Genomic DNA, 25,032 nt, shown 5'->3' with positions numbered 1-25,032 from the left:
TGGGTAGTGGCGCATGTCTAAGGGATGTGTGTGCAACGTGGCGCAAATGCAATTTCAAAGCAGTAGAGTGTAGCGAAAGCAGCTAAACCTGCCTATGTTGGCCGTTTATTGAGGCCGCGGTTGGTTATTTATTGAGGAAGGCATGAAGAAATATACCGACAGCTTTGACACCAGCAGGGGGAGTGCCTATCATTGCGCGCCTATGTTGACCTCACAACTCCCCAGTCGGGTTGAGCCTTATAAGCTCGCAGCCCGCCACGAACGAATCGAAGGCTTGGTAGCGCTGGATAAACTGCCACGTCTTGCCGAAGAAGCGGGTGTCCAAACCGGCGACTGTCATGTCGTGCTTGAGTTTGGCGTCGATGCTCAAGGTCGTCGTGAAATTCGTGGCCACTTGCAAGCGACGTTGGCGCTTGCCTGCCGACGCTGCCTGGTGCCGCTGCCTCAAGAGGTGAGCAGTGACTTTTTGCTTGGAATGGTTACTGACGAAGCCTTAGCGGCCGAGTTGCCTGCTAGTCATGAACCGGTGCTGGTGGAAAAGGAACAGCTGGATCTTTTGACGGTGGTTGAGGATGAATTGATTCTTAGCCTGCCTCAAGTGGTCTATCACGATGAAGCCGAATGTCATGTCTCGGCGGAGCAGCTGGTCAGCAAAACAGAAGGCGCGGCGGCAGAAACAACGCCAGCGACGAATCCATTCGCGGTGCTCAATGTCTTAAAAGGCAAAAAATAAGCACCCTTTACCTTAAATACCTTGGAGTAAACACCCATGGCAGTTCAACAGAACCGTAAAACTCGTTCCAAGCGCGGCATGCGTCGTAGCCACGATGCACTGACCGCTCCGACGCTGTCTCAAGACAAAGAAACCGGTACGACTCACCTGCGTCACCACATTTCTCCAGACGGTTTCTACCGTGGTCGTAAAGTGATTGAGGTATAAACCTCAATTGCGTTATTAAGCGGCTAAACGGACTCAGTGCGGTATGCGCCTAGCGATAGATGTGATGGGGGGTGACCAAGGCCCTCATGCGATTATCACAGGTGCTGCAAAGGCAGTGGTGGAACACCCAGACCTTGAGCTGATTCTGTTTGGCCCGCGTCAGCAGATTCTTGCTGAGCTTTCACGCTTGCCGCAGCCTCTGGCTGCGGCAACGTCACGTTTGGTGGCGCGTGAAGCACCTGACTGCATTATGCCATCGACAACCGCTGCCTGGGCGCTGCGCAGGGGGCAGGCGACCAGTATGGTGCGCATGCTGCGAAGTGTCGCTCAGGGCGAGGCGGTTGCCGGTGTAAGTGCGGGTAATACGGCAGCGCTTGTGGCATTAGCAAGGCGCGAGCTGGGGATGGTCGAGGGTATTTCTCGGCCAGCGATCAGTACCGCGATTCCAGCGCGCCAAGGGCGTCGCTGTTATTTGCTGGACTTAGGCGCCAATGTGGACTCTCCCGCTCATCGGCTGGTGGATTTTGCGCTAATGGGCGCGGCGATGGCGCAGTGTGTCGATGGCACGGCTATGCCACGTGTCGCGCTGCTCAATGTTGGTGCTGAGGCCACTAAAGGATGCGCCAGCGTTCGCGAAGCTGATCGTTTGCTGCGCGAGCATGCCAATAGTGGTGCTTTTGATTATCAAGGTTATGCCGAGGGTGGTGACCTGTTTAAAGGCCAGCTTGACGTAGTGGTATGCGATGGCTTTGTGGGTAACGCTGTGCTCAAGGCAAGCGAAGGTTTGACAAGTATGTTGGTTGAACGCGTGCAGATGGCGTTTGAATCGCGCTTAAGTGGTCGTCTAGCAAGCCTACTGGCCAAGCCTGTGTTGAGGCGTTTAAAGCAGGAGTTAGATCCTGTGCGCTATAACGGGGCCAGTTTGTTGGGGTTGCGCGGTATCGTGGTGAAAAGTCACGGCAGTACCCATGCCGATGGTTTCTACTACGCTATCCAGCGTGCTCTTCAGGAAGTAGAACATAATTTACCTGCGCGGATCGCAGGCCGTTGGCAGGCGCCATTAAGTGAAGCAATGGCACCTGCGAGCCATGATTAGATAATAAATAGTTTATTTTTTGCGAGTTTATAGGTGGCATCAGGATGTGCCAATAATCTCGCCTATCGCTCATATGAGCAAATGCCTACAAGTGCAAAGGTGAACGACATGTCTCAACCCCTTGCCCTCATTTTCCCCGGGCAAGGCTCTCAGCAGGTTGGAATGCTGCGAGAGCTGGCCGAGCGCTATAGTGTGGTGGGAACGACATTTGAGGAAGCGTCGGATGCTTTGGGCTACGACTTATGGAAAGTCGTCCAAGAGGGTCCTGAAGCATCGCTTAATGCAACCGCGTGCACCCAGCCCGCATTACTTTCTGCCAGCGTCGCTATTTGGCGCGTTTGGCAGGAGCTAGAAGGGCCTCGGCCTACTGTAATGGCGGGCCATAGCTTGGGCGAATACAGTGCGATGGTGTGCGCTGGCGTCATGAGCTTTGCCGAAGGCGTTAACTTAGTGCGTCTGCGCGGTGAGGCCATGCAGGAGGCCGTTCCCGCGGGTGAAGGTGGTATGGCAGCCATCCTTGGTTTGGCAGACGAGGCGGTTGAAGCCGCCTGTGAAAAAGCCGCCCAGGGCGACGTGGTGTCTGCTGTCAACTACAACTCCCCTGGGCAGGTCGTAGTGGCAGGCTCAAAGGCGGCCGTGGAGCGGGCTATCGTTGCCTGCCAAGAAGCGGGGGCCAAGCGCGCTATGTCATTGCCCGTTTCCGTTCCTTCGCATTGTGCGTTAATGCGCCCGGCCGCCGAGCGTCTAGCGGAGGCTATGCAGGCGATTGAATTGCGAGCGCCACGCTATACCGTGATTCAAAATGTTGACGCCAAGGCGCATGCGGATACAGCGACACTGCGTACACGCCTCATCGAACAGCTTTATCAGCCAGTGCGCTGGAGCGCCTGCGTTGAGGCAATGGCCAGTCAAGGTGTTGAAGTATTTATTGAGTGCGGGCCTGGAAAGGTGTTGACCGGTCTCAATAAGCGTATCGTGAAGGGTAGCAAGGGGTTGGCAGTGAATGATCCTGACAGCCTGAATGCTGCGCTTGAGCTGGCGCGTGAAACGTTAGCTGATAAAGCGTGACCAAGGGTTGTGTTATTCCGCTATCCTTGCTTGATTACACGGTTAGAGGCAGAACGTTATGACCCAAGAAAGTAGAGTTGCCCTGGTAACAGGGGCCAGTCGCGGTATTGGCCAGGCCATTGCTCGTGAGCTAGGCCGTCAAGGCCGTATCGTCATTGGCACAGCGACCAGCGAATCCGGTGCTGAGAAAATTGATGCTGATTTAAAAGAGAATGGCATAGAAGGCGCAGGTCTGTGTCTTAACGTGACCGACCAGGCCAGCATTGACAGCGTATTGAAAACCATCACTGAGCGCTTTGGTGCGCCGACCATTTTGGTTAACAATGCCGGTATCACGCGAGACAATTTGCTGATGCGTATGAAGGAAGATGAGTGGGACTCCGTGATGGATACCAACTTAAAATCTGTCTATCGTGTTAGTAAGGCGTGTTTGCGGGGTATGACCAAGGCGCGTTTTGGGCGTATTGTGTCGATCAGCTCTGTAGTGGCAACCATGGGCAACCTGGGCCAAACTAACTATGCTGCAGCCAAAGCCGGTATGGAGGGGTTTAGCAGAGCCTTGGCGCGTGAGGTATCCTCGCGAGCAATCACGGTGAATGCGGTGGCGCCGGGCTTTATTGCCACCGATATGACCGAGGCGCTGCCCGAAGCCCAGCATGAAATGTTACTTAAGCAAATTCCGTTGGCTCGCTTAGGGGCGCCGGAAGAGATCGCCGCAGCGGTTGGCTTTCTGACCAGTGATGCAGCCGGTTACATCACCGGTGAGACGCTTCACGTGAATGGCGGCATGAATATGCGTTGATGGCCTTGGGGATGGCGGTTGCGTCGACCCAAGGGCGTCTATAAACTACCCCGCAGCTTTTGGCTTGCGGTTTCCAAATAGCTGGTTATCAAAAACGGCTAATGTGAACGACTGGAGTACGTTAATGAGTACTATTGAAGAGCGCGTTAAGAAAGTGGTAGCAGAGCGCCTGAACGTTAAAGAAGAAGACATCCAAAACAGCTCTTCTTTTACAGAAGACTTGGGTGCTGATTCGCTCGACACCGTTGAGCTGGTCATGGCTTTGGAAGAGGAATTCGATACTGAAATTCCTGATGAAGAAGCTGAGAAAATCACCACGGTTCAAGAAGCCATCGATTACGTGAACGCCCACCAGTAAGGGCTGCGTCGATGCATCGAACCAGGGTGGGGTGCTAGTCACCCGCCTTAAGAGCCGTCCTTTCGCAGGGCGGCTTTTTTGCTTTGCTGCCACAATGCTTATAACGTTCAATCTCCGTTATACTGTTGACCAAATTTAAGCAGCGAATGACCCAAGTGGGTCGCGTCACCATGGATGCCTGGAGGAAAGCTAATGGCACGGAAAAGGGTAGTGGTAACTGGGTTAGGCCTGGTGACCCCAGTGGGCAATAGCGTAGATGAATCGTGGGCCAACATTGTTGCTGGTAAAAGCGGTATTACGCCTATTGAGCATTTTGACACCAGTGGCTTTAACACGCGTTTTGGTGGGTCGATCAAGAACTTTGATATTAGTCCGTACCTGAATCCTAAAGATGCTCGCAAGATGGATCTCTTTATTCAGTACGGTATGGCGGCGGGCGCTCAAGCGGTTGAAGATTCCGGTATCGAGTGCACTGAAGAGAATGCGGATCGTATCGGTGTGGCTATCGGTTCAGGCATTGGCGGTCTACCCATGATTGAACATAACCACAACGCGCTCAACAAGGGTGGGGCCCGTAAGGTGTCGCCGTTCTTTGTGCCGGGTTCCATCATTAATATGATTTCGGGCAATATGGCGATTCAGCACGGCTTTAGAGGGCCGAATATCGCGATTACCACTGCCTGTACCACCGGTACCCATAATATTGGCTACAGTGCGCGCACGATCGCCTATGGCGACGCAGACGTCATGGTCTGTGGTGGTGCCGAGATGGCGACAACCCCGCTAGGTCTGGGCGGCTTTTCAGCTGCACGCGCGCTCTCAACGCGTAATGATGACCCTCAGGCGGCCAGCCGCCCGTGGGATACTGATCGCGATGGCTTTGTGTTATCGGACGGTGCGGGTGTGTTGGTGCTAGAAGAGTATGAGCATGCCAAAGCGCGCGGCGCTCACATCTATGCCGAGCTGGTCGGTTTTGGCATGAGTGATGATGCTTACCACATGACATCGCCACCGGAAGACGGCCGTGGTGCAGCGCTCTCTATGCGCAATGCCATCAAAGATGCCCAGGTTGACGTTTCTGAAGTGCACTATATCAATGCCCATGGCACTTCAACCGCGGCAGGTGACCTGGCAGAAAGTCGAGCCATTGAGAACGTACTGGGTGATGCAGCCAATAATGTGGCCGTGAGCTCTACCAAGTCGATGATCGGCCACCTGTTGGGTGCCGCTGGTGCGGTAGAGGCAGTGTTCAGCATTCTGGCAATTCGTGACCAGATCGCACCGCCGACCATCAACCTGGATAACCCGCAGCCGGGTTGCAATCTGGATTATGTGCCGCATACCGCGCGGAACATGCGGATTGATATGGCGCTTTCCAACTCCTTTGGCTTTGGTGGTACTAACGGTTCGCTGTTATTCAAGAAGGTGTAATTGACGATGTTGCCGCCCGCGTTATCTGACGAACAAACTGTGCCGTTTGATGATCGCGGGCTAGCGTATGGCGATGGTCTCTTTGAAACGGTACTGTTGCGTGCAGGTGCACCGGTGCTGTGGCGCTATCACACAGACCGCCTAGCGAAGGGGTGTCGGCGCCTAAATATACCGTTACCTTGCCAAGCAGCACTAGATGCCACGTGGCAGGGTGATTGCACCGCTGAGCTGGAAGTCCTCAAGCTTATCCTGACGCGTGGCAGTGGCGGGCGGGGTTATGCGCAGCCGGATGAAGTAACACCGCGTTTGCTTAGTCGCCGTACGCCATTTCAGCCCTCGATTCAGCGCTGGCAGCAGGGTGTCACAGTTAGGCTTTGTGACTTGCGCCTTAGCCGCCAGCCGCGGTTGGCCGGTATTAAGCATCTTAATCGGCTGGAGAACGTACTGGCCCGCCAGGAGTGGAGCGATGCCGCGATCGCCGAAGGTCTGCTCGCTGATAGCGAAGGCCGGGTCATAGAAGCCACCAGTATGAATGTTTTTTGGCTGCAGGCGGGGCAGATGTTCACGCCTTTTGTTGACCAATGCGGCGTAGCAGGCACACTGCGCGCTGGTTTAATTGATCAAGGTGTCGTTGCCCAGGGGGCGCTGTCGCTGGATCGCCTTGCAGAGGTCGAGCGGCTATGGGTAGCAAACTCTGTTCAGGGAGTGTGGCCCGTGACGACGCTGCTAGCAGCGGATGGCTCGTTGCTGCAGCGCTGGGCTGTGAGTGAGTCTGATCCCTTCCAACGCTTGGCCCATCAGTTGTTAGGCTTTGCCTAAACGCCAGCCTTCTTATCAATATCGCCCCGCAATTATTTTGAGGTGTCATGGTGAAACGGTTATTAACCGCTTTGTTAGTCGTAGTCATAATCGGGGCTGCCGGTGCAGCAGGCGGTTATTTTTATTGGCAGAGCCGCTTAGAGGCACCGCTAGCGCTTGATGAGCCAACGCTTTACCAAGTGACTTCTGGTGCGGGGTTTAATCAGGTGGTGGCGGAGTTGGAATCCCAGGGCATATTGGAAGATGCTTGGGCGTTTCGCTTATTAGCGCGGGTGGAGCCTGAGCGCGTGCCGCGGCTGCGCACTGGCGAATATCAGCTTTTGCCGGATATGAGCGGGCTGGAAATGATGGCGCTGCTAGGCAGTAATAACGTTGTCACCTATCCGCTGACGATTCCTGAGGGGTGGACCTTTCGTCAAATGCGCGACTTGCTCAATGCCGCGCCAAAACTTGACCATCGCACGGCAGATTTGAGCGACGAAGAGGTGATGACGCTACTTGATCGTGAAGGCACCTTTCCTGAGGGATGGTTCTTTCCCGATACCTATCGTTACCACCTGGGAATGAGCGACGTCGATATTCTAAGCCAGTCGCTTGAGCGTATGGAACGAATTCTGGGCGGTGTCTGGGAAGAGCGTGCCGACGACCTGACTATTGAGTCGCCCTATGAGGCGCTTATTATGGCTTCTTTGATTGAGCGCGAAACGGCTGCGCCAGAGGAGCGGCGCGAGATTGCCGGGGTGTTTAAGCGCCGTATGGAGCAGGGCATGCGCTTACAAACCGACCCGACGATTATTTATGGCATGGGCGAGCGCTATGAAGGGCGCATCACCCGCGCTGATCTTCGTGAAGCGACGCCTTATAACACTTATGTGATTGATGGCATACCGCCCACGCCGATCGCTTTGCCGGGGCGTGCGTCATTGGAAGCGGCGGTAAACCCGTTGCCCGGCGAAACGCTCTATTTTGTTTCCCGGGGCGATGGCACGCATCACTTCTCGCGTACATTGCGGGAGCATAATAATGCCGTTAACCGCTATATTCGCAATCGGTAATCGCTATGACCTATCATCAAAGTCATCACCACATTGATCACCACAGTAAGGGAGCATGATGAGTAAGCGGGGACGCTTCATTACGCTGGAAGGCGGCGAAGGCGTGGGAAAGTCTACCAATGTGGGCTTTGTCGCCGAGTGGTTGGAAGCCCAGGGGCTGGAAGTGGTGCGCACACGTGAGCCGGGGGGAACTGAGCGAGGCGAAGCTATTCGAGCACTGCTGCTGGACCCGGCCCCCCAAGAGCCGCTGCATGTGGACGCCGAGCTGCTGCTTATGTTTGCCGCTAGGGCGCAGCATTTAGTGGAGAAAATTCTTCCTGCCCTGGCAAGAGGCGCATGGGTAGTGTGTGATCGCTTTACTGACGCTACCTTTGCCTATCAGGGCGGCGGCCGAGGTATTGCCAAGGAGCGTATCGCCGTGCTGGAAAATTTTGTCCAGCAGGGACTCTCGCCCGATTTAACGCTTTTGCTCGATATGCCTAAAGAGGCGGCAAAGCAGCGTTTAGAAGTACGCCTGCGCGATCGTCACGAGCAGCTTGACCGTTTTGAGCAAGAGCAGGCCGATTTTTTCCAAGCTGTACGCGACGCCTATTTGGCACGAGCAGAAGAAGCCCCTGAACGTTTTGCAGTGATTGAAGCTCAACACTCCCTTGAAGAAGTACAGGCGCAGATTCGTAGGATCCTTTCGGCGCGAGTAACAGCATGGCGTTAACCGGTGTTATGCCGTGGCACCTTGCCACCTGGCATCAGTTAACCCGTCTGGCCGATGGAGGGCGGATGCCCCATGCGCTGCTCATTCATGGCGCCCATGGGGTAGGTAAGCAGCAGTTGGCGGAGGCGTTAATCGCCCGGACACTTTGCGCCACTCCTGCCGACCAGGCCTGCGGCCATTGCCATAGCTGCGCGATGTTGGCATCGGGGTACCATCCTGATTTGCTGCGGGTCTCGCCGGAAGAGGGCAAGCGCCAGATTCGTATTGACCCTATTCGCGAGGTTAACCGTTTTGTTTCGCAAACGGCTCAGCAGGGGGGATACCGGGTCATTGTCATTTCACCGGCTGAGGCAATGAACGTTGCCGCTGCTAATGCGCTGCTCAAAAGCCTTGAGGAACCCGGCGATAAGACGCTGTTTATTCTGCTCTCTGACGTGCCTTCACGGATGCTGCCGACGATCCGCTCGCGCTGTCAGCAGTGGTCCCTGCCCAGTGTTGCCTTTGAGGCATGTCGCGGTTGGCTGATCGAGAAACTTAACAGTGCCGACGAAGCCTACTTCTGGTGGCAGGTAGCGGGTGGCCTGCCGCTGCTGGCGGTGGAGCTGGCCGCGCCCGAAGAGCGTGCTTTGCGCCACCAAATTCACGACAGTTTTGAGCAGTTGGTGCGCGGCGCAGAGCCTGTCTCAGAGGCCGCGCGACTGGATCGCCAGGCGATTGATGCCATCTTGTGGTACGGTATCGCCTGGCTGGAAGACCTGATTCGTCTCGGTTTATCCGGTGAAGCGGCAGTGCTGCACAATCCTGATCTTGAGCCGCTTTATCGTCAGGCGGTCAAAAATGGCCGGGTGCAGGATTGGTTTCGCCTGCTGGATTATGCCCGTGAACAGCGGCGTCTGTTGGCGGTGGGAGCTAACCCAAATCCCCAGTTGGTGCTTGAGGCGTGGTTGGTTCGCTGGGCGGCTCTGCTGCGCTCCTAGCGGAATGTGTTCTCCCTATTTCACAGTAATCTAGCGAGGTTGTTATGGCAGCCCAAAAAGCGCTCTCTCTTAACATTCCCGATGTGCCGACACTGCTCTCCGCTTATATGCCATTTCTGGACCGTGGGGGGATTTTTGTGCCCACTCAGACTCCCTATGCACTGGGTCAGCAGGTATTTTTACTGCTGACGCTGCCGGGTGAAAGCGAACGTCTTTCAATCACCGGCCACGTGGTATGGGTCTCGCCCGAGGGTGTCAGCGGCCGCCGCATACCGGGTATTGGTCTACATTTCAGCCAGCAAGATTATCCTGTGCGTGACCGCATTGAGACGCTGCTTGCCGGACAGTTGGATAAGGCAGCCCCGTCGTTCACGCTCTGATTAAACCGTCGTTGATACCTTTAAAGTAAGCACCATGGTGTTAACGCCCTATCCGTTGTCGAGACCTGCATGTTTGTTGATTCGCACTGTCACCTAGACCGTTTATCTGACCAGACGCACGGGGGCGACCTCGCTGCCACGCTGGAGGCTGCGCGCGCGGCCCACGTTAGCCAATTTCTTGCGGTCGCCGTTACCTTGGAGGAGTTGCCGCAACTCGCAGCCATTGCTCGTGCGCATCACGATGTGGCGATCTCTGCTGGTTTGCATCCTTTGCATCACAGTGAGAGCGAGCCCAGCGTTGAGGATATAAAAGAAGCTGCCGAGCAGTATGGTGCGGTAGCCATCGGCGAAACCGGGCTGGATTATCACTACCGCGACAGCGTGCCGGTAGACGTACAGCACGAGCGTTTCAAGCGTCATTTGATCGCTGCGCGTGAGTTAGAACTACCAGTGATTGTGCATACCCGTGAAGCAAAAGAAGAAACCCTGGCGTTGCTGCGTGAATATAGCGACCCTCGCGTGGGCGGTGTATTACACTGTTTTACTGAAGACTTGGCGATGGCCCGTGAAGCCGTAAGGCTGGGCTTTTACATTTCGTTATCGGGGATTATCACCTTTCGTAACGCTGCACCGCTGCGCGAGCTAGCCCGCCAGCTGCCGCTGGATCGCCTGCTAATCGAAACCGATAGCCCCTATCTTGCTCCTGTTCCTTATCGCGGCAAGCCCAACGAGCCGGCCTGGGTAGTGGAAGTGGCGGAGTGCATCGCTAACGAGCGGGGGATCAGTGTTGATGAGGTCGCCATGCAGACCACCGCCAACTTTTATCAGCTCTTTCGTGCCGCCGCGCCTGATGCTCCGCACCATGTCAAAGAGGCGTTAGAGCAGTCTGGGCTTCTATAGCCGTGTGAGTTGAATGCGCTTAAGCAAGGAGGGCGAGATGAATATCGATAGATTGCTGCTGCAGCGTGACGAAGTGGGAGGCACTATTCCTCCCCTTGACCAATGGCAGCCTCCGCTCTCTGGAGACATGAACCTGCGTATTCACGCCGATGGCAGTTGGTGGCACGAAGGACAGACCTTTGCCCGTCCCAAGGTGGCGCGTTTATTGGCCACGCTGCTACGTCTTGACGAAGATGGTTACTGCTTAGTCACGCCGGTAGAGCGTTGGCGGATAGAGGTGGAAGACCTACCGCTGGTCGCGGTAGAGGCCGACTTTCACGACGATGCCTGGTGGTTCACCACCCAGTTTGACGATGTCGTTCGCTTGGATGCTGAGCACCCGCTTTCCGTCACTTTAACGCCTCAAGGCGAGGCAGTTCCGCAACTGCCGGTACGTTTTGGGCTGGCCGCCAGGCTGCACCGTAATGTGTATTACCAGCTTGTTGACGCAGCAGAAGCCCGTGAAAACGACGATGGCACTACTGAGATTGGGTTAATGAGTGCTGGTCAGTGGTTTGCGCTCGGTCAGCTTGACGATGAAGCATCAGGCGAGGCGCCGTGAAGTTAACCGCTGAACAGCAGGCCGTTGTGAATCATACCGCCGGTCATGCGCGGGTGGCGGCCGTCGCAGGCGCAGGTAAAACCACTACCATGGCCGCTCGGGTGCTACACCTGTTGGCCCGTGGTGTGCCGCAAAAGCGCATTCTGGTGTTGATGTTTAACCGTTCCGCCAAGGATGATTTTCAGCGCCGTTTAGCGTCAATGGCGCCTGCCGGGCAGGCGCTGCCGGATGTGCGCACGTTTCACTCGCTGGGCCACCGCTTAACCCAAAGCCTATGTCGCTGGGGCGCGCTTGCGCCTCGTCAGCTATTATCCGCCGATTGGCAATTAGAGAGGCTGCTTCGTCAAGCGAGCCTTAATGTGCTGCGCGACGCAGTTGAGCGCCGTGATGCTGCGCTAGAAGGAGATCGGCTTGAAACCTTGGCCCACTTCTGCGGCTTGGTTAAAGCAGAGATGATTACCCCTGAATCGCTCTATGAACGACTCAATGTTGACCCGGATACCGACTATTTCCCGGCCGCTTTTGCCGAGGCGGAGCGGCTACTAGAGTCGGAAGGGGTGATGACCTACGCTGATTTACTTTATCGCCCTTTGCAGGCGTTAGAGGAAGATAGCGCCCTGCGTAGTCGCGTTGAGGGGTTTCTGGATCATGTCATTATTGACGAATATCAAGATATTAACGCCGCTCAGCAGCGCCTTCTATCCGTGCTGGTGGGTAGCCGTGCCGAGGTAATGGCGGTCGGTGATGCCAACCAATGTATTTATGAATGGCGTGGCGCCAAACCCGATACGATGCTGGAAAATTTTACCGCCACCTTTGGTAAGGCCACCGACTACCCGCTATCTACCACGTTCCGTCATGGCCATGCCTTGGCGCTTGCCGCTAATCATGCCATTGCCGCCAATCAACGCCGTCCCAATCAGCTGTGTCTGGCCGCGCCCAATAACCCAGATACCCGGGTTTCAGTGGGGCAGGGTAGTCGGCTGCTACTGGATGCCTTGATGGATTGGCAAGCCCAAGGGCGTGCGTTTAACGAGGCCAGTTTGCTGGTGCGCAGTTGGGCGCTTTCAGTACCTTTCCAGCTGGCGCTTTTGCAGGCGGGAATTCCGTTTCGGCTTCAGCGCGAGGATCGCTTTGTCTTTCGCCTGCCGTTGGTACAGGCACTTGCCGGGTACTTGAAGCTGTCGCGTCGTCCCGATTTGCTGGGCGATCCGCAGCAACTATTACTGCTGCTTTCCCAGCCGACGCCCTTTGTTGCTCGTGAGCGACTGCAGCGATTAGCCCACCAGCTGGCGACTACTCAGCAGTGGCCTGAACGGCATGACCCTATGTTGACGGCATTAAAACCGATCCAACGGCGTACGCTTAAAAAACGCTGGATGCTGCTATGTGAATTGCCGCAGCTGAGTGCCTGGCCGCCCGCCAAGCTGTTAAGGCATGTAGTGGAAACCATTGAGGCGGAAAAAACACTTAAACGGGCAGCGGCGCGGCGGGATAAAGGCGAAGAGGATGTACGCTTACTCGATGTATTAATTGAACAAGCCCAAAGCGTTCAAGATCCAGATGCCTTTATCGAGCTGCTGGAGCGTCCGGTTGAAAACCAGGCGAGCGGCGTACTGATTAGTACAGTGCACGGTGCCAAAGGGCTTGAGTGGCCATTGGTAGCAGTAGTCGGTGTCAATGAAGAGGATTTTCCCCACTACAGTCGCGATAATCCACTTAGCGATGAGCGCTTAGAGGAGGAGCGGCGGTTGTTCTACGTAGCCATCACTCGCGCCCAAGAACAGCTAGTAGTGCTCCATGATGGGGGCGCACACCGTCCTAGCCGCTTTATTGCCGAAAGTGCCTGGCAAGACAGTATGCGTGTGGCCTCATGTCTGGCTAACCCCAGTGCGCCAGAAGCATCGCTGCAAGTGACATCGGTGGGGCTGGTTGAGCGTTATCTGGCGCGTTTAGGGCGAGACGACATTGTGCTTGCAGCGGCACACGTGGAAGAGCACAAGGCAACTTATTCGGCCGATACGCGCTTTTATCCCGGTCAGCGCCTTCATCATGCGGTATTTGGTGAGGGGGAAGTGGCGGCTGTAGAGGGAAATGCGAGCGATCCGGTGATTGATGTGCGCTTCGATCAGGCTGGCCGTCGTAGGCTTATTGCCCGCCGAGCGCCCATTCAGCTATTGGAAGGCTCGCAAAGCGCTATTCTCTCTTAGCGTATAAGTTGAATGCGAAAGGGGGTGGGCTACGGCTAGTAGGAATGCACGCTCCCTTCTAGCCGTAACGTTCATGCGGCTGGCTTACATATTTGGATAGTTGGGGCCGCCGCCGCCTTCCGGTGCTACCCAAGTGATATTTTGCGCTGGGTCTTTAATATCACAAGTTTTGCAGTGTACGCAGTTCTGGAAGTTAATCTGAAAACGCGGCTGTCCTTCGCTATCTTCAACCACTTCGTACACACCCGCCGGGCAGTAGCGCTGTGCTGGTTCTGCATATTTAGGCAGGTTCTCACGAATCGGTAGCTCTGGATTCTCCAGACGTAAATGGCACGGCTGGTTTTCTTCATGATTGGTATTCGATAGAAACACTGACGACGGTTTATCGAAGGAAAGCTTTCCATCCGGCTTGGGATAGTTAATCTTTTCAAACTCGTCCGCAGGCTTCAGGGCGCCGTGATCAGTAGTGGTGTCATGCACGTTGGGTAACTTGTTGCCCAGCAACTGGTGGGCAAAGTTATACGCGCCGCCACCGATGGTGCCGTATTTATGGATAGCCGGGCCGAAGCTGGCGCTCTCTTTAAGCTCTTGATACGCCCAGCTGGCTTCCCATTTCAGAGTAAAACTTGTCAGCTCCTGAGCGCCCTCATCACCGCCTTTAATTGCTTCAAACACGCTCTCGGCAGCCACTAAGCCCGACTTCATGGCGGTGTGTAAGCCCTTAATTTTGGAAAAGTTGAGCGTGCCCGCATCGCAGCCGACCAGCAAACCGCCGGGAAAGGTCATTTTTGGCAGGCAGTTGAAGCCACCTTTGGTAATGGCCCGGGCGCCGTAAGCAACGCGTTTGCCGTCTTTAAGGTATTGGCTAATAGTCGGATGATGTTTCATGCGCTGAAATTCATCAAACGGTGAAAGCCACGGGTTTTGGTAGCCAAGATCCATAATCAGACCCACCACCACCTGCTGATTTTCCGCATGGTATAAAAACCATCCGCCGTGGGTGTTTTTATCTAAAGGCCAGCCTGAACCGTGAACTACCAAGCCAGGCTCATGCTGCTCGGCAGGTACATCCCACAGCTCTTTGAGGCCAATACCGTAGTGCTGGGGGTCGCGACCTTCATCCAGCGAGAAGTCTTTAATTAAGCGCTTCCCAATATGGCCGCGCGAGCCCTCAGCAAATAGCGTGTATTTGGCACGCAGTTCCATACCCGGCATGTAGCCATCTTTGGGTGTACCATCGGCGGCGACGCCCATATCACCAATCAGAATGCCGCGCACAGCGTTGTCTTCAATGATAACGTCCTGGGCGGCAAAGCCTGGGAAGATTTCAACGCCGAGTGCTTCTGCCTGCTCAGCCAGCCAGCGGCAGAGGTTACCGGCACTGATCACGTAACGTTGCTGATCGCCGCCGGTGTTGTGCATACTTTTCGGCACAAGTGCGTTAGGCACTTTTTGCGCTTTTTCAGCGTCCTTAAGTAAAACAACGTCATCGCGAATGGCGGGCGTATTGAGCGGCGCGGCGCGTTCTTTCCAGTCAGGGAAGAGTTCGGTCAGTGCGCGGGGCTCAAAAACCGCTCCTGACAAGATATGAGCGCCAACTTCTGAGCCTTTCTCAACCACACAGACCGTTAACTCTTGCTCCGCCTCGGTAGCTTGCTGCATGAGTCGGCAGGCGGCGGAAAGCCCGGATGGGCCAGCGCCGACAATGACGACATCAAAGTCCATTACATCGCGTTCAACAGTTTCCACCCGGCTTCTCCTTATTCTCTTTAAGCGCCAATATCTGCAAAAGCTAGTGAATGCCTACGTTTTAGGTACTAGCTTATAAACAGATGGCCTTAATTTAAAACGGTCGTTTGCTTCTGGTTATGCCCCATGATAGGCATAATACCTGTGTCAGGTCACGCCTACGATGGTGCAAACCGCATTTCTTGGCTGTATGTGTTGCTAGCGATAGATCAATGCTAAGACCAAGGCAGTAGCTAGCAAGTATTGTCACTAACTGGCAGGCTATGGCAAATTGATAGGGTTTTTCAATCAGGTACCTATCAAACGCTTGAATGAATTTGACGGCACTGCCAATTTGGGCAGTGCCCAAGCAAGACTTTTTGCTCATAACGTATGCAGTAATTCTATTATTAGTCGCTATTTAATAAGGGGTACTCGCGAAGCGGGTGCCGTCCCAGGTTAACGGCTTTTATTACAAGCCAAGCGAGGAACCTATGAAAGTACTCGTCGCGGTGAAACGCGTCATCGACTACAACGTCAAAATCCGCGTGAAAGCGGACCACTCCGATGTGGACTTGACCAACGTCAAAATGGCCATGAACCCTTTCTGCGAAATTGCCGTGGAAGAAGCCGTGCGCCTGAAAGAGAAGGGCGTGGCGACCGAAGTCGTCGCCGTCACGGTAGGGCCCAAAGCCGCCCAAGAGCAGCTGCGTACCGCGCTGGCGCTGGGGGCAGACCGCGCCATCCATATTGAAACCGACGAGCGCGTAGAATCGCTGGCCGTAGCCAAACTGCTGGCGAAGGTAGTGGATGAAGAGCAGCCCGGCCTAGTGATTCTTGGCAAGCAAGCCATCGACACCGACAACAACCAGACCGGCCAGATGCTCGCCGCGCTGACGGGTCTGCCGCAAGGCACTTTCGCCTCGGAAGTGGCGGTGGACGGGGAGAAGGTTAATGTCACCCGTGAAATCGACGGCGGCCTGCAAACCATCGCTCTCACGCTCCCGGCGATTGTCACCACCGACCTGCGCCTGAACGAGCCGCGCTACGCCAAGCTACCGGACATCATGAAGGCCAAGAAAAAGCCGCTGGATGTAAAAACTCCTGCCGACTACGGCGTGGAAGTGGCCTCTAAGGTGAGCCTGCTCAAGGTGGAATCCCCTGCCGAGCGCAAAGGCGGTGTCAAAGTGGCCTCGGTCGACGAGCTGATCGACAAACTGAAAAACGAAGCCAAAGTTCTTTAAGGTCGGTTCTTGACTCTCCGTACTTTGAGATAAACGCTTTGAAAGGAGCTGATGCTATGAGCATTTTGGTACTTGCCGACCTACATGAAGGCCAACTGGCTGGCGCCACCGCCCACGTAGTAGCGGCCGCCCAGGCCATTGGTGGCGATATTGATATTTTGGTCGCCGGTGAAGGCGTTCAAGCGGCAGCAGACGCTGCGGCGAAACTCGACGGCGTTAATAAAGTACGCGTGGCGGACAACGCTGTTTACGCCCACCAGCTTGCCGAGCCCATGGGCGCGCTGCTGGTAGAACTGGCCGATGGCTACAGCCACGTACTGGCCAGCGCTTCTACCACCGGCAAGAACGTCCTGCCGCGCCTAGCCGCGCTAAAAGACGTCAGCCAGCTATCGGATGTGCTGGGTGTCGAGAGTGCCGATACCTTCCTGCGTCCGATTTTCGCCGGTAACGCCATTGCAACGGTGAAAAGCGATGATGCGCTGAAAGTGATCACCATTCGTACCACCGGCTTTGATGCCGTGGGTGAAAGCGGCAGCGCCACGATTGAAGCGGTTGATTTTGTCGCCGACAACAGCCAATCCAGCTTCGTCAAAGAGGAACTGGCGCAGTCGGATCGCCCAGAGCTGGGTGGCGCCAAGGTAGTGATCTCCGGCGGCCGCGGCATGGGTAACGGCGAGAACTTCAAACTGCTGGACGGCATTGCCGACAAGCTGGGCGCCGCCATTGGTGCTTCCCGCGCGGCGGTCGACGCTGGCTTTGTGCCCAACGACATGCAGGTCGGTCAGACCGGCAAGATCGTCGCGCCGGATCTGTATATTGCCGTGGGTATCTCGGGTGCCATTCAGCACTTGGCGGGCATGAAAGACTCCAAAGTCATCGTCGCCATCAATAAGGACGACGAAGCGCCGATCTTCCAGGTGGCCGACTATGGCTTGGTGGGGGATCTGTTCGAGATCCTGCCGGAGCTTGAGAGCAAGCTGTAAGCATTTGAATGATCTATAAACATTGAGCCGACTTCGCCAGAAGTCGGCTTTTTTGTGATGGGTACATTAGGTAAACTGCCAATAGTTGACTAAAGTACTGGGGCAAAAGGTAAGAAAATCCACCCCGGTGGTTGAAAAAGCTGCGGGCTGACCGCACATAGGTAAGTGAAAGCAACGAAAGCCACTCAAGGAGATGATGATATGGCACATACACTACCCGAATTGCCGTACGCATATGACGCTCTCGAACCAAACATTGATGCAATGACGATGGAAATTCACCACTCTCGTCACCATCAAACTTACATCAACAACCTGAATGCCGCGCTTGAAGGCACAGGTCTTGAAGATGTACCTGTCGAAGAACTGGTCGCTAATCTGGATCGTGTTCCGGAAGCCAAGCGTCAAGCCGTTATCAATAACGGTGGCGGTCATGCCAACCACTCTATGTTCTGGCAAATGATGTCGCCTAACGGTGGCGGTAATGCTCAAGGTGATGTTGCAAAAGCGATTGATGCCGAGCTCGGCGGCCTTGAAGCTTTTAAAGAAGAATTCAAAAAAGCGGCCGTTGGTCGTTTTGGTAGCGGTTGGGCATGGCTCTCCGTTACACCTGAGAAAAAACTGGTAGTCGAAAATACCCTGAACCAAGACAGCCCGCTGATGCACGGCAATACGCCGCTACTCGGTTTGGATGTTTGGGAGCATGCGTACTACCTGAAGTATCAAAACAAGCGTCCTGACTATATTGCTGCGTTTTTCAACGTGGTCAATTGGGAAGACGTTGAGCGTCGTTACCAGGCTGCGATTAGCTAATACGGCTATGACCCGCTAATGGCGTCAGTTCTGGCGCTGTGAAAAAACCGCCCACTTTTAGTGGGCGGTTTTTTTATTGTCAGGGATAGCCTTGGGTATTAGCTGTCAATATCCTGTGGGTAAAAATACCACATATGCTTGAATTGATTTTCCAATGGTCTATATATAGTATGCGTTGTGTCTTTTAGTGAGGGCGGGCACTAGATGTGCTCTACCCGAAAAATGCCGCTATGAAAAGGGGGTTACCCATGGAAATTCAGATTTATAGCAAGCCAGCTTGTGTTCAATGCACCGCTACTTACCGTGCGCTCGACAAGCAGGGGCTCGATTACACCGTTATCGATATTACCGCAGAGTCCGGTGCCCAAGAAGAAGTAGAAGCGCTGGGCTATCGGCAGCTTCCCGTCGTAGTCGTCGGCGAAGATCACTGGTCGGGTTTCCGTCCGGATCGTATTCAAGCCCTGGCGTAAGCCGACAACATGCTGGCAAGTTGCTCACACACACCGATGGCCGGCAATTTGGTGTACTTCTCTACTAAATCAGGTAACACCCATCGTTTTGTAGAAAAGCTTGGTTTTGTCGCCACGCGGCTGCCGCTAAATCGAGATGAGCCTGCGCTACGTGTTTCCCAGCCTTATATTTTAGTTACCCCTACGTATGGTGGGGGAAGTTCACAGGGTGCCGTACCCAAGCAGGTCATTCATTTTCTCAACGACACGCATAACCGGAACCTCCTGCGGGGAGTCATTGCTGCGGGAAACACCAATTTTGGCGAAGCATATGGTCTTGCTGGCCGCATCATTGCGAAAAAATGCCACGTACCGCTGCTGTATCGATTTGAATTATTTGGCACTGACGATGACGTGGTCAACGTGCGCAAAGGAGTAGAAGAGTTTTGGAAACGACTAACGTAGCTACCCAGAATGTGTCAGAAACAAAACGGCCTGCGGCGGCTCCTGAGGCGCGTACGCTGGATTACCATGCCCTCAATGCCATGCTTAATCTATACGGGGCCAACGGCGAATTACAGCTGGATAAAGATCGCGAAGCGGCACGCCAGTACTTTTTACAGCACGTTAACCAGAACACGGTGTTCTTCCACTCGCTAGAAGAGAAGCTCGATTACCTCGTGGAAGAGCAGTACTACGAAGCGGAAATGCTGGGCCAGTACAGCTTTGCCTTTATCAAAGCGTTGTTCGAGCAGGCCTATGCGTATAAATTTCGCTTCCCAAGCTTTTTGGGCGCCTTCAAGTACTACACCAGCTATACGCTGAAGACGTTTGACGGCAAGCGTTATCTAGAGCGCTATGAAGACCGTGTCTGCATGGTCGCGCTGACCTTGGCCCGGGGCGATGAAACGCTGGCCAAGTCACTGGTCGATGAAATCATCTCCGGCCGTTTTCAGCCCGCGACACCCACTTTCTTGAACTGCGGCAAACAGCAGCGCGGCGAACTGGTGTCGTGCTTCCTGCTACGCATCGAAGACAATATGGAGTCGATCGGTCGCTCCATTAACTCGGCGTTGCAGCTTTCCAAGCGGGGCGGTGGCGTTGCCTTCCTGCTCTCCAATATTCGTGAGTCTGGTGCGCCCATCAAGCGCATTGAGAACCAGTCATCGGGCATTATCCCGATCATGAAGCTGCTGGAAGACGCGTTCTCCTACGCGAACCAACTGGGCGCACGTCAGGGCGCGGGAGCGGTCTACCTGAATGCTCACCACCCGGACATCCTGCGCTTTCTCGATACCAAGCGGGAAAATGCCGACGAGAAAATTCGTATCAAAACGCTCTCCTTGGGCGTGACGATTCCGGATATTACCTTTGAACTCGCCAAGCGCAACGACGACATGTACCTGTTCTCGCCCTACGATGTCGAGCGGGTTTACGGTGTTCCGTTTGGTGATATCAGCGTTACCGAGAAATACCAGGAGATGGTCGCAGATGCGCGTATTCGCAAGCACAAGATCAATGCACGCGCCTTCTTCCAAACGTTGGCAGAGCTGCAGTTTGAGTCGGGTTACCCGTATATCATGTTTGAAGATACGGTAAACCGCGCCAACCCGATTGCTGGCCGTATCAATATGAGCAACCTGTGCTCGGAAATCCTCCAGGTCAACACACCGACTGAGTATGACGATGACCTCGGTTATCGCCATATCGGCCAGGATATCTCCTGTAACCTGGGCTCTATGAACATTGCCAAGGTGATGGACGCAGGGGATATCGGTACCAGCGTTGAAATTGCCATCCGCGGTCTTACCGCTGTTTCGGAAATGAGCAACCTGCGCAGTGTGCCTTCTATTGCCGAAGGCAATGCCCAGTCGCGGGCGATTGGCCTTGGCCAGATGAACCTACACGGCTATCTGGCGCGTGAGCACATCTACTACGGCTCCGACGAGGGGTTGGACTTTACCAATCTCTACTTCTACTGCGTGGCGTTCCACGCCATACGTGCGTCGAACCGCTTAGCGATTGAGCACAAGGAGTCGTTTGCGGGCTTTGCAGATTCTACCTACGCTTCGGGTACCTTTTTCGATAAGTACACCGACCAGGCGTGGCTGCCGCGCACCGATAAAGTACGTGGGCTGTTTGAGCGCAGCGGTATCGCGCTGCCGACCCAGGATGATTGGCAGGAGCTGAAAGCCTCGGTCATGGCCCACGGTTTGTATAACCGTAACCTGCAGGCAGTGCCGCCGACGGGGTCGATCTCCTACATCAATAACTCCACCTCCAGCATTCACCCGGTGGCGGCGAGAATCGAGATTCGTAAAGAGGGCAAGTTGGGGCGTGTTTACTACCCGGCGCCTTTCCTGGATGAAGCGAATTTTGACTACTTCCAGGACGCCTACGAAATCGGTCCGGAAAAGATCATCGATACCTACGCGGAAGCCTCGCAGCACGTCGACCAAGGCTTATCGCTAACGCTGTTCTTCCCAGACACCGCAAGCACGCGCGATATCAATAAAGCGCAGATTTACGCCTGGCGCAAAGGTATCAAAACGCTTTACTACATTCGTCTGCGCCAGAGTGCGTTAGAAGGTACCGAGGTAGAAGGCTGCGTTTCTTGCACGCTGTAATCAGCAAGCGCTTTGTAACTGTTATTGAATGCCCGGTGTTGATCGCCGGGCATTGAACGCTACGTTTTGAGAGCAATGCCATGAACACCATGCAACGTTTATCGCGAGTAGATGCGATTAACTGGAATCGACTCCAGGATGATAAAGACCTGGAAGTGTGGAACCGTCTGACCAGTAATTTTTGGCTACCCGAAAAGGTGCCCTTGTCTAATGATATTCAGTCTTGGAACACCCTGACTGAAAAAGAAAAGCAGCTGACGATTCGTGTGTTTACGGGGCTAACGCTGCTGGACACTATTCAAAGCAGCGTGGGCGCGCCGGTATTAATGGAAGATGCGCGCACTCCCCACGAAGAGGCTGTTTACACCAACATCGCCTTTATGGAGTCGGTGCATGCGCGCTCCTACAGCTCGATTTTCTCGACACTCTGCACCACACGTGATGTAGATGATGCCTTTCGCTGGAGCGAAGAGAACCCTACGCTGCAGGCAAAATCGCAGCTGATCTTAGAGCGCTATCGCTCTGATGATCCACTGATGCGCAAAGTGGCCAGCGTTTTTCTTGAGTCGTTTCTGTTCTATTCCGGCTTCTACCTGCCGATGTACTGGTCAAGCCATGCCAAGTTGACTAACACCGCCGATCTGATTCGCTTGATCATTCGTGACGAAGCTGTGCACGGCTACTATATTGGCTACAAGTTCCAACAGGCACTGGCGGAAGCGACGCCAGAGCGGCAGCAGGAAGTCAAAGATTACGCCTACGAGCTGCTGCTGGAGCTTTACGACAACGAAGTGCGCTACACCGAGTCGCTGTATGACGAAGTTGGCCTAAGTGAAGACGTGAAGAAATTCCTTCACTACAACGCCAACAAAGCGCTGATGAACCTTGGCTACGAGCCACTGTTCCCTAGCAGCGTTACCGATGTGGATCCGACTATCATGGCGGCGCTTTCGCCTAATGCCGATGAAAACCATGACTTTTTCTCCGGTTCCGGCTCTTCCTATGTGATCGGCAAAGCCGTCGCCACCGAAGACGACGACTGGGCGTTTTAATAGGGTTAGGTATTAATGGTTTAGGGTGGAGAACGAAGGAGAGGGGTATGACAGGGAATGTTGGTAGTGTACTGAAAATTGCCGCTGCCGTGGTGAGTGACCCAGATGGGCGCTTGCTATTGGTGCGTAAGCACAATACATCTTTCTATATGCAGCCAGGTGGCAAAATCGATGCAGGTGAGAGCGCGCTAGAGGCATTGTGTCGCGAGCTGCAAGAGGAGCTTGGCTTGCATGTTAGCGAGGATCAGCTGATGCCGCTCGGAATGTATTCCGTGCCAGCGGCTAATGAGCCGGGCGTGATGCTTGAAGCGCATCTGTTTGGGCTTGTTATTGACGAGCCTGTCGAGGCGGCCGCTGAAATTGCCGAAGCAAAATGGGTGACCCGTGAAGAGGCTTGGCAGCTACCTCTAGCGCCGCTGACGAAAGAGTATGTAGCAGTAAAGCACACATAGTGATGTTTGTGATGAAAGGGCGCTGATAGGCGCCTTTTTTATGCGCGCTCGGTGAGCGATAACGCCTGATTGTTAATGATAAATATTGTCATTTATTATATTAGTGGTAGGCTAGACGCGTAAAAGTTAAACGCAAATCGTTCTAATACCTAATTAGTTTTTAGCCGGGCGGTGACAGCCGCTGGCTACTCAGTGACGGAGAGTCGACGTGCTGAACAGGCCTTTTTTTGCCTTACGTGGATGGTGGCTAGCAGGAGTGCTGGCCAGTGGCACGCTGCTGGCAAGTGAACAAGCAGTGGCTCAAGCGGCCGAAAGTGTAGAAGCCCAGCAAACCCAAGCAGCACTTCAGGCGCAAATTGATGCTGCCGATGAACAAACGCGTGAGCAACTGCAAGAGCTACGCCGCTTAGAGCGCGAAACCCGCCAGTTAGACGCTGAAAATGCCTCACTGACCGGGCGTTTGGCGGAAGAAGCCGAACGCCAGCAGCGTCTGGCGACTGCCCTGAATACGCTTGAAGAGACGCGCGCAGCGCTGCCTGTGATTGAACAAAATATGTCTGTTCAGCTCAGTCAATGGATTGAACGTGACTTGCCGTTTCTACGCGAGGAGCGGCTGGCACGGGTTGAGCGTCAGCCTGAGGAACAGGGCGAAAACACCATTGAACGCATTAATGGGCTACTCGAAGCCTGGCGCGTCGAGCTCGATTATGGCCGTGAGATGGATAGCTGGCGGGGTCGTTTAAGCCAGGATGGCCGCGAACGTGAAGTGGATTTTTTACGTGTGGGTCGTATCGGTTTTTATTATCTAACCCCTGATGGGCGTGAAGGCGGGGTGTGGAGTGCTGAAAGCGGTGGATGGCAGCCACTTGATGACGAATACCTGCGTGAAGTGCGCAATGGGCTGCGTATGGCGAAAGATCAGCGCGCTCCAGATTTATTAACCTTGCCGCTCTCAATCAGTGCGAATGACCAGCAGGGAGAGCAACCATGAGTCGACCAACTCTCCGTCAACTTTTTTATGCCTGCTTGATGTTAGGGCTGGTAGCGATCAGTGGCGCATCAATGGCACAAACTGAAAGCGCAACGTCGCTGCGTGAAGCACGAGAAGCGGCTGAAGCGCGTGACCAGCAGCGTCTAATGGGCTTTTTAGACGACCAGCAAGCATTAGAGTCTGCGCTGGAGCAAGCCCGCACTGATCACGAAGAGGCTCAGCAGCAGCACGAAGCGTTAGAGATCCAGCAGGCAGAGCAAACCGATCAAGCCAGCGAGTTAAGCGAGCGTCAGGCGGAGCAGGGCGAGGCACTGACAGGGCTGCTGTCTAACCTTGCCCGGCATAGCTCAGAAATTCGCAATGCACTGGGTGAAGAGAGTTTGCTTTCCCTAGAAGAAGGGTCGCTGCCGCCACGTTTGGATGAAGTCGAAGTGCTCGAACGCCATCAATTGGAAGAGGTGGTGGATCGCTTGGCGGCATTAACGGCGCGTACGGGCCGCGCTGAGCGCCTTTCACTGCCTGTCGCCGATGCTAACGGCGAAGTAGCCACCCGTGAGTTGGTGCGGCTTGGAGATTTTGCAGCCTTTACCGAAAACAAGCTTTTAGAGCGCGGAGAAAATGACGGCAACCTAGTGGTATTGCCGCGTACACCTGATGCCATTGGCGGGTTACTAGCGGATTACTACCAGGGTGAAAGCCATGTCTTCGCTGTTGATCCTACTCAGGGCAGCGTGCTGGAAGCCCTGGCCCAGCAGCCCAGTCTGTGGGAGCGTTTCCAGCAAGGCGGTTATGTCGGCTATGTGGTCGTTGCATTAGGTATTTTAGGCCTGATCATTGGGTTAGGGCAGTACCTCTATTTAGTGCTCGTTAGCTTGCGTGTTAATCGACAGCGTCAGTCGCTCAGCCAGTTAAAACCTAACAACCCACTGGGACGTGTATTGCTGCGTTTTGAAGGCATGGACAAACACCAGACCCCTGAAGCGTTGGAAGCACGTTTGGATGAGGCGGTGCTGGCTGAGCTACCAAAGCTGGAGCGCAGCCAACCAATGGTCAAATTGCTGGCCGCGATTGCGCCGTTGCTTGGGTTGTTGGGTACGGTCACCGGCATGATCGTAACTTTCCAGGCGATTACCGTGTTTGGCACCGGCGACCCGCAACTGATGGCGGGCGGTATTAGCCAAGCCCTGGTAACCACTGTACTCGGTTTGATTACCGCCGTGCCGCTGCTGTTCGTGCAGACAGCCCTGTCGGGTCGTAGCCGCTATTTAACCCATGTGATTGAAGGGCAGGCGAGCGCGACATTAGCTGATCATCTCGAATCTCACACGCCCGCGGTGAACTGAT

26 protein-coding genes are annotated in these 25,032 nt (G+C 54.6%); 25 read left to right on the top strand and 1 reads right to left on the bottom strand.

All coding sequences use genetic code 11. From position 1 onward, the window contains the following. Positions 1–202: 202 nt before the first annotated feature. The 15 genes from V8L70_RS09605 to V8L70_RS09535 all read left to right on the top strand — a co-directional run bounded on the left by V8L70_RS09605 (position 203) and on the right by V8L70_RS09535 (position 13,349). Entirely contained in the window at positions 203–733 is a 531-nt protein-coding gene (locus tag V8L70_RS09605) for a YceD family protein (RefSeq protein WP_008956806.1), read from the top strand. 36 nt (positions 734–769) lie between these two features. Next, complete coding sequence (rpmF, locus tag V8L70_RS09600; protein ID WP_008956805.1) at positions 770–940, top strand: 50S ribosomal protein L32; 171 nt, start codon at positions 770–772, stop codon at positions 938–940. Between the two features lie 43 nt (positions 941–983). Further along, a complete protein-coding gene (gene plsX, locus V8L70_RS09595) occupies positions 984–2,036 on the top strand; it encodes a phosphate acyltransferase PlsX (protein WP_336269297.1) in 1,053 nt (350 codons plus the stop codon). A gap of 108 nt (positions 2,037–2,144) precedes the next feature. Next, complete coding sequence (fabD, locus tag V8L70_RS09590; protein WP_101146195.1) at positions 2,145–3,104, top strand: ACP S-malonyltransferase; 960 nt, start codon at positions 2,145–2,147, stop codon at positions 3,102–3,104. A gap of 58 nt (positions 3,105–3,162) precedes the next feature. Further along, a complete protein-coding gene (gene fabG / locus V8L70_RS09585) occupies positions 3,163–3,906 on the top strand; it encodes a 3-oxoacyl-ACP reductase FabG (protein WP_101146194.1) in 744 nt (247 codons plus the stop codon). A gap of 124 nt (positions 3,907–4,030) precedes the next feature. Further along, positions 4,031–4,264, top strand: a complete 234-nt coding sequence (gene acpP, locus V8L70_RS09580; RefSeq protein ID WP_008956801.1) for an acyl carrier protein — start codon at positions 4,031–4,033, stop codon at positions 4,262–4,264. A 192-nt stretch (positions 4,265–4,456) separates the two neighbouring features. Further along, positions 4,457–5,695 (top strand): beta-ketoacyl-ACP synthase II, encoded by a 1,239-nt coding sequence (gene fabF, locus V8L70_RS09575; RefSeq protein WP_008956800.1) that lies wholly within the window; start codon positions 4,457–4,459, stop codon positions 5,693–5,695. A gap of 6 nt (positions 5,696–5,701) precedes the next feature. After that, positions 5,702–6,514, top strand: coding sequence for an aminodeoxychorismate lyase (pabC, locus tag V8L70_RS09570; RefSeq protein ID WP_336269290.1), 813 nt, complete (start codon positions 5,702–5,704; stop codon positions 6,512–6,514). Positions 6,515–6,561: 47 nt separating this feature from the next. After that, positions 6,562–7,569: an endolytic transglycosylase MltG gene (mltG, locus tag V8L70_RS09565; RefSeq protein WP_336269288.1), complete on the top strand. Its 1,008-nt coding sequence runs from the start codon at positions 6,562–6,564 to the stop codon at positions 7,567–7,569. Between the two features lie 58 nt (positions 7,570–7,627). Next, complete coding sequence (gene tmk / locus V8L70_RS09560) at positions 7,628–8,281, top strand: dTMP kinase (RefSeq protein WP_336269332.1); 654 nt, start codon at positions 7,628–7,630, stop codon at positions 8,279–8,281. Continuing rightward, complete coding sequence (locus V8L70_RS09555) at positions 8,272–9,258, top strand: DNA polymerase III subunit delta' (RefSeq protein WP_336269286.1); 987 nt, start codon at positions 8,272–8,274, stop codon at positions 9,256–9,258. The genes tmk and V8L70_RS09555 overlap by 10 nt, the downstream gene beginning before the upstream one ends. A gap of 44 nt (positions 9,259–9,302) precedes the next feature. Next, complete coding sequence (locus tag V8L70_RS09550) at positions 9,303–9,638, top strand: PilZ domain-containing protein (RefSeq protein ID WP_008956795.1); 336 nt, start codon at positions 9,303–9,305, stop codon at positions 9,636–9,638. A gap of 69 nt (positions 9,639–9,707) precedes the next feature. After that, positions 9,708–10,538, top strand: a complete 831-nt coding sequence (locus V8L70_RS09545) for a TatD family hydrolase (protein ID WP_336269285.1) — start codon at positions 9,708–9,710, stop codon at positions 10,536–10,538. Positions 10,539–10,575: 37 nt separating this feature from the next. After that, positions 10,576–11,139, top strand: a complete 564-nt coding sequence (locus V8L70_RS09540) for a DUF1285 domain-containing protein (protein WP_008956793.1) — start codon at positions 10,576–10,578, stop codon at positions 11,137–11,139. Beyond that, positions 11,136–13,349: an ATP-dependent helicase gene (locus tag V8L70_RS09535; RefSeq protein WP_336269283.1), complete on the top strand. Its 2,214-nt coding sequence runs from the start codon at positions 11,136–11,138 to the stop codon at positions 13,347–13,349. Before V8L70_RS09540 ends, V8L70_RS09535 begins: the two co-directional genes overlap by 4 nt. Before the next feature lie 84 nt (positions 13,350–13,433). Here V8L70_RS09535 and V8L70_RS09530 read toward each other — a convergent pair whose 3' ends face one another. Beyond that, positions 13,434–15,098 (bottom strand): electron transfer flavoprotein-ubiquinone oxidoreductase, encoded by a 1,665-nt coding sequence (locus V8L70_RS09530; RefSeq protein ID WP_336269281.1) that lies wholly within the window; start codon positions 15,096–15,098, stop codon positions 13,434–13,436. A gap of 473 nt (positions 15,099–15,571) precedes the next feature. Here V8L70_RS09530 and V8L70_RS09525 point away from each other — a divergent pair, with 473 nt between their 5' ends. The 10 genes from V8L70_RS09525 (at position 15,572) to V8L70_RS09480 (ending at position 25,031) form a co-directional block, all read left to right on the top strand. Next, the gene (locus tag V8L70_RS09525) at positions 15,572–16,321 is read left to right on the top strand and encodes an electron transfer flavoprotein subunit beta/FixA family protein (RefSeq protein ID WP_336269279.1); all 750 of its coding nucleotides are present in this window, start codon (positions 15,572–15,574) and stop codon (positions 16,319–16,321) included. A 56-nt stretch (positions 16,322–16,377) separates the two neighbouring features. Beyond that, positions 16,378–17,304, top strand: coding sequence for an electron transfer flavoprotein subunit alpha/FixB family protein (locus tag V8L70_RS09520; protein WP_336269277.1), 927 nt, complete (start codon positions 16,378–16,380; stop codon positions 17,302–17,304). Positions 17,305–17,505: 201 nt separating this feature from the next. Then, a complete protein-coding gene (locus tag V8L70_RS09515; RefSeq protein WP_008956788.1) occupies positions 17,506–18,117 on the top strand; it encodes a superoxide dismutase in 612 nt (203 codons plus the stop codon). 248 nt (positions 18,118–18,365) lie between these two features. Continuing rightward, on the top strand, positions 18,366–18,587 hold the full coding sequence (gene nrdH, locus V8L70_RS09510; RefSeq protein ID WP_008956787.1) for a glutaredoxin-like protein NrdH: 222 nt from the start codon (positions 18,366–18,368) through the stop codon (positions 18,585–18,587). 9 nt (positions 18,588–18,596) lie between these two features. Next, positions 18,597–19,031, top strand: coding sequence for a class Ib ribonucleoside-diphosphate reductase assembly flavoprotein NrdI (gene nrdI, locus V8L70_RS09505; RefSeq protein WP_083832196.1), 435 nt, complete (start codon positions 18,597–18,599; stop codon positions 19,029–19,031). Then, positions 19,013–21,193 (top strand): class 1b ribonucleoside-diphosphate reductase subunit alpha, encoded by a 2,181-nt coding sequence (gene nrdE, locus V8L70_RS09500; protein WP_269801094.1) that lies wholly within the window; start codon positions 19,013–19,015, stop codon positions 21,191–21,193. The genes nrdI and nrdE overlap by 19 nt, the downstream gene beginning before the upstream one ends. An 80-nt stretch (positions 21,194–21,273) precedes the next feature. After that, entirely contained in the window at positions 21,274–22,245 is a 972-nt protein-coding gene (nrdF, locus tag V8L70_RS09495) for a class 1b ribonucleoside-diphosphate reductase subunit beta (protein WP_035566164.1), read from the top strand. Between the two features lie 47 nt (positions 22,246–22,292). Beyond that, positions 22,293–22,697, top strand: coding sequence for an NUDIX hydrolase (locus tag V8L70_RS09490; RefSeq protein ID WP_176303141.1), 405 nt, complete (start codon positions 22,293–22,295; stop codon positions 22,695–22,697). Between the two features lie 208 nt (positions 22,698–22,905). After that, the gene (locus V8L70_RS09485) at positions 22,906–23,688 is read left to right on the top strand and encodes a DUF3450 domain-containing protein (RefSeq protein ID WP_336269262.1); all 783 of its coding nucleotides are present in this window, start codon (positions 22,906–22,908) and stop codon (positions 23,686–23,688) included. Further along, a complete protein-coding gene (locus V8L70_RS09480) occupies positions 23,685–25,031 on the top strand; it encodes a MotA/TolQ/ExbB proton channel family protein (protein ID WP_336269260.1) in 1,347 nt (448 codons plus the stop codon). The genes V8L70_RS09485 and V8L70_RS09480 overlap by 4 nt, the downstream gene beginning before the upstream one ends. Position 25,032 lies beyond the last annotated feature (1 nt).

Origin of the sequence: Vreelandella arctica (genome assembly GCF_037070215.1) — a bacterium.
Lineage (GTDB): Bacteria > Pseudomonadota > Gammaproteobacteria > Pseudomonadales > Halomonadaceae > Vreelandella > Vreelandella arctica.
Note: the sequence above shows the minus strand (reverse complement) of the source record. Positions and strands in the feature narration are given on the sequence as shown.

Coding starts and splice junctions, on each gene's coding strand:
- V8L70_RS09605 (WP_008956806.1), top strand. CDS start 203: ATGTTGACCTCACAACTCCCCAGTCGGGTTGAGCCTTATAAGCTCGCA.
- rpmF (WP_008956805.1), top strand. CDS start 770: ATGGCAGTTCAACAGAACCGTAAAACTCGTTCCAAGCGCGGCATGCGT.
- plsX (WP_336269297.1), top strand. CDS start 984: ATGCGCCTAGCGATAGATGTGATGGGGGGTGACCAAGGCCCTCATGCG.
- fabD (WP_101146195.1), top strand. CDS start 2,145: ATGTCTCAACCCCTTGCCCTCATTTTCCCCGGGCAAGGCTCTCAGCAG.
- fabG (WP_101146194.1), top strand. CDS start 3,163: ATGACCCAAGAAAGTAGAGTTGCCCTGGTAACAGGGGCCAGTCGCGGT.
- acpP (WP_008956801.1), top strand. CDS start 4,031: ATGAGTACTATTGAAGAGCGCGTTAAGAAAGTGGTAGCAGAGCGCCTG.
- fabF (WP_008956800.1), top strand. CDS start 4,457: ATGGCACGGAAAAGGGTAGTGGTAACTGGGTTAGGCCTGGTGACCCCA.
- pabC (WP_336269290.1), top strand. CDS start 5,702: ATGTTGCCGCCCGCGTTATCTGACGAACAAACTGTGCCGTTTGATGAT.
- mltG (WP_336269288.1), top strand. CDS start 6,562: ATGGTGAAACGGTTATTAACCGCTTTGTTAGTCGTAGTCATAATCGGG.
- tmk (WP_336269332.1), top strand. CDS start 7,628: ATGAGTAAGCGGGGACGCTTCATTACGCTGGAAGGCGGCGAAGGCGTG.
- V8L70_RS09555 (WP_336269286.1), top strand. CDS start 8,272: ATGGCGTTAACCGGTGTTATGCCGTGGCACCTTGCCACCTGGCATCAG.
- V8L70_RS09550 (WP_008956795.1), top strand. CDS start 9,303: ATGGCAGCCCAAAAAGCGCTCTCTCTTAACATTCCCGATGTGCCGACA.
- V8L70_RS09545 (WP_336269285.1), top strand. CDS start 9,708: ATGTTTGTTGATTCGCACTGTCACCTAGACCGTTTATCTGACCAGACG.
- V8L70_RS09540 (WP_008956793.1), top strand. CDS start 10,576: ATGAATATCGATAGATTGCTGCTGCAGCGTGACGAAGTGGGAGGCACT.
- V8L70_RS09525 (WP_336269279.1), top strand. CDS start 15,572: ATGAAAGTACTCGTCGCGGTGAAACGCGTCATCGACTACAACGTCAAA.
- V8L70_RS09520 (WP_336269277.1), top strand. CDS start 16,378: ATGAGCATTTTGGTACTTGCCGACCTACATGAAGGCCAACTGGCTGGC.
- V8L70_RS09515 (WP_008956788.1), top strand. CDS start 17,506: ATGGCACATACACTACCCGAATTGCCGTACGCATATGACGCTCTCGAA.
- nrdH (WP_008956787.1), top strand. CDS start 18,366: ATGGAAATTCAGATTTATAGCAAGCCAGCTTGTGTTCAATGCACCGCT.
- nrdI (WP_083832196.1), top strand. CDS start 18,597: ATGCTGGCAAGTTGCTCACACACACCGATGGCCGGCAATTTGGTGTAC.
- nrdF (WP_035566164.1), top strand. CDS start 21,274: ATGAACACCATGCAACGTTTATCGCGAGTAGATGCGATTAACTGGAAT.
- V8L70_RS09490 (WP_176303141.1), top strand. CDS start 22,293: ATGACAGGGAATGTTGGTAGTGTACTGAAAATTGCCGCTGCCGTGGTG.
- V8L70_RS09480 (WP_336269260.1), top strand. CDS start 23,685: ATGAGTCGACCAACTCTCCGTCAACTTTTTTATGCCTGCTTGATGTTA.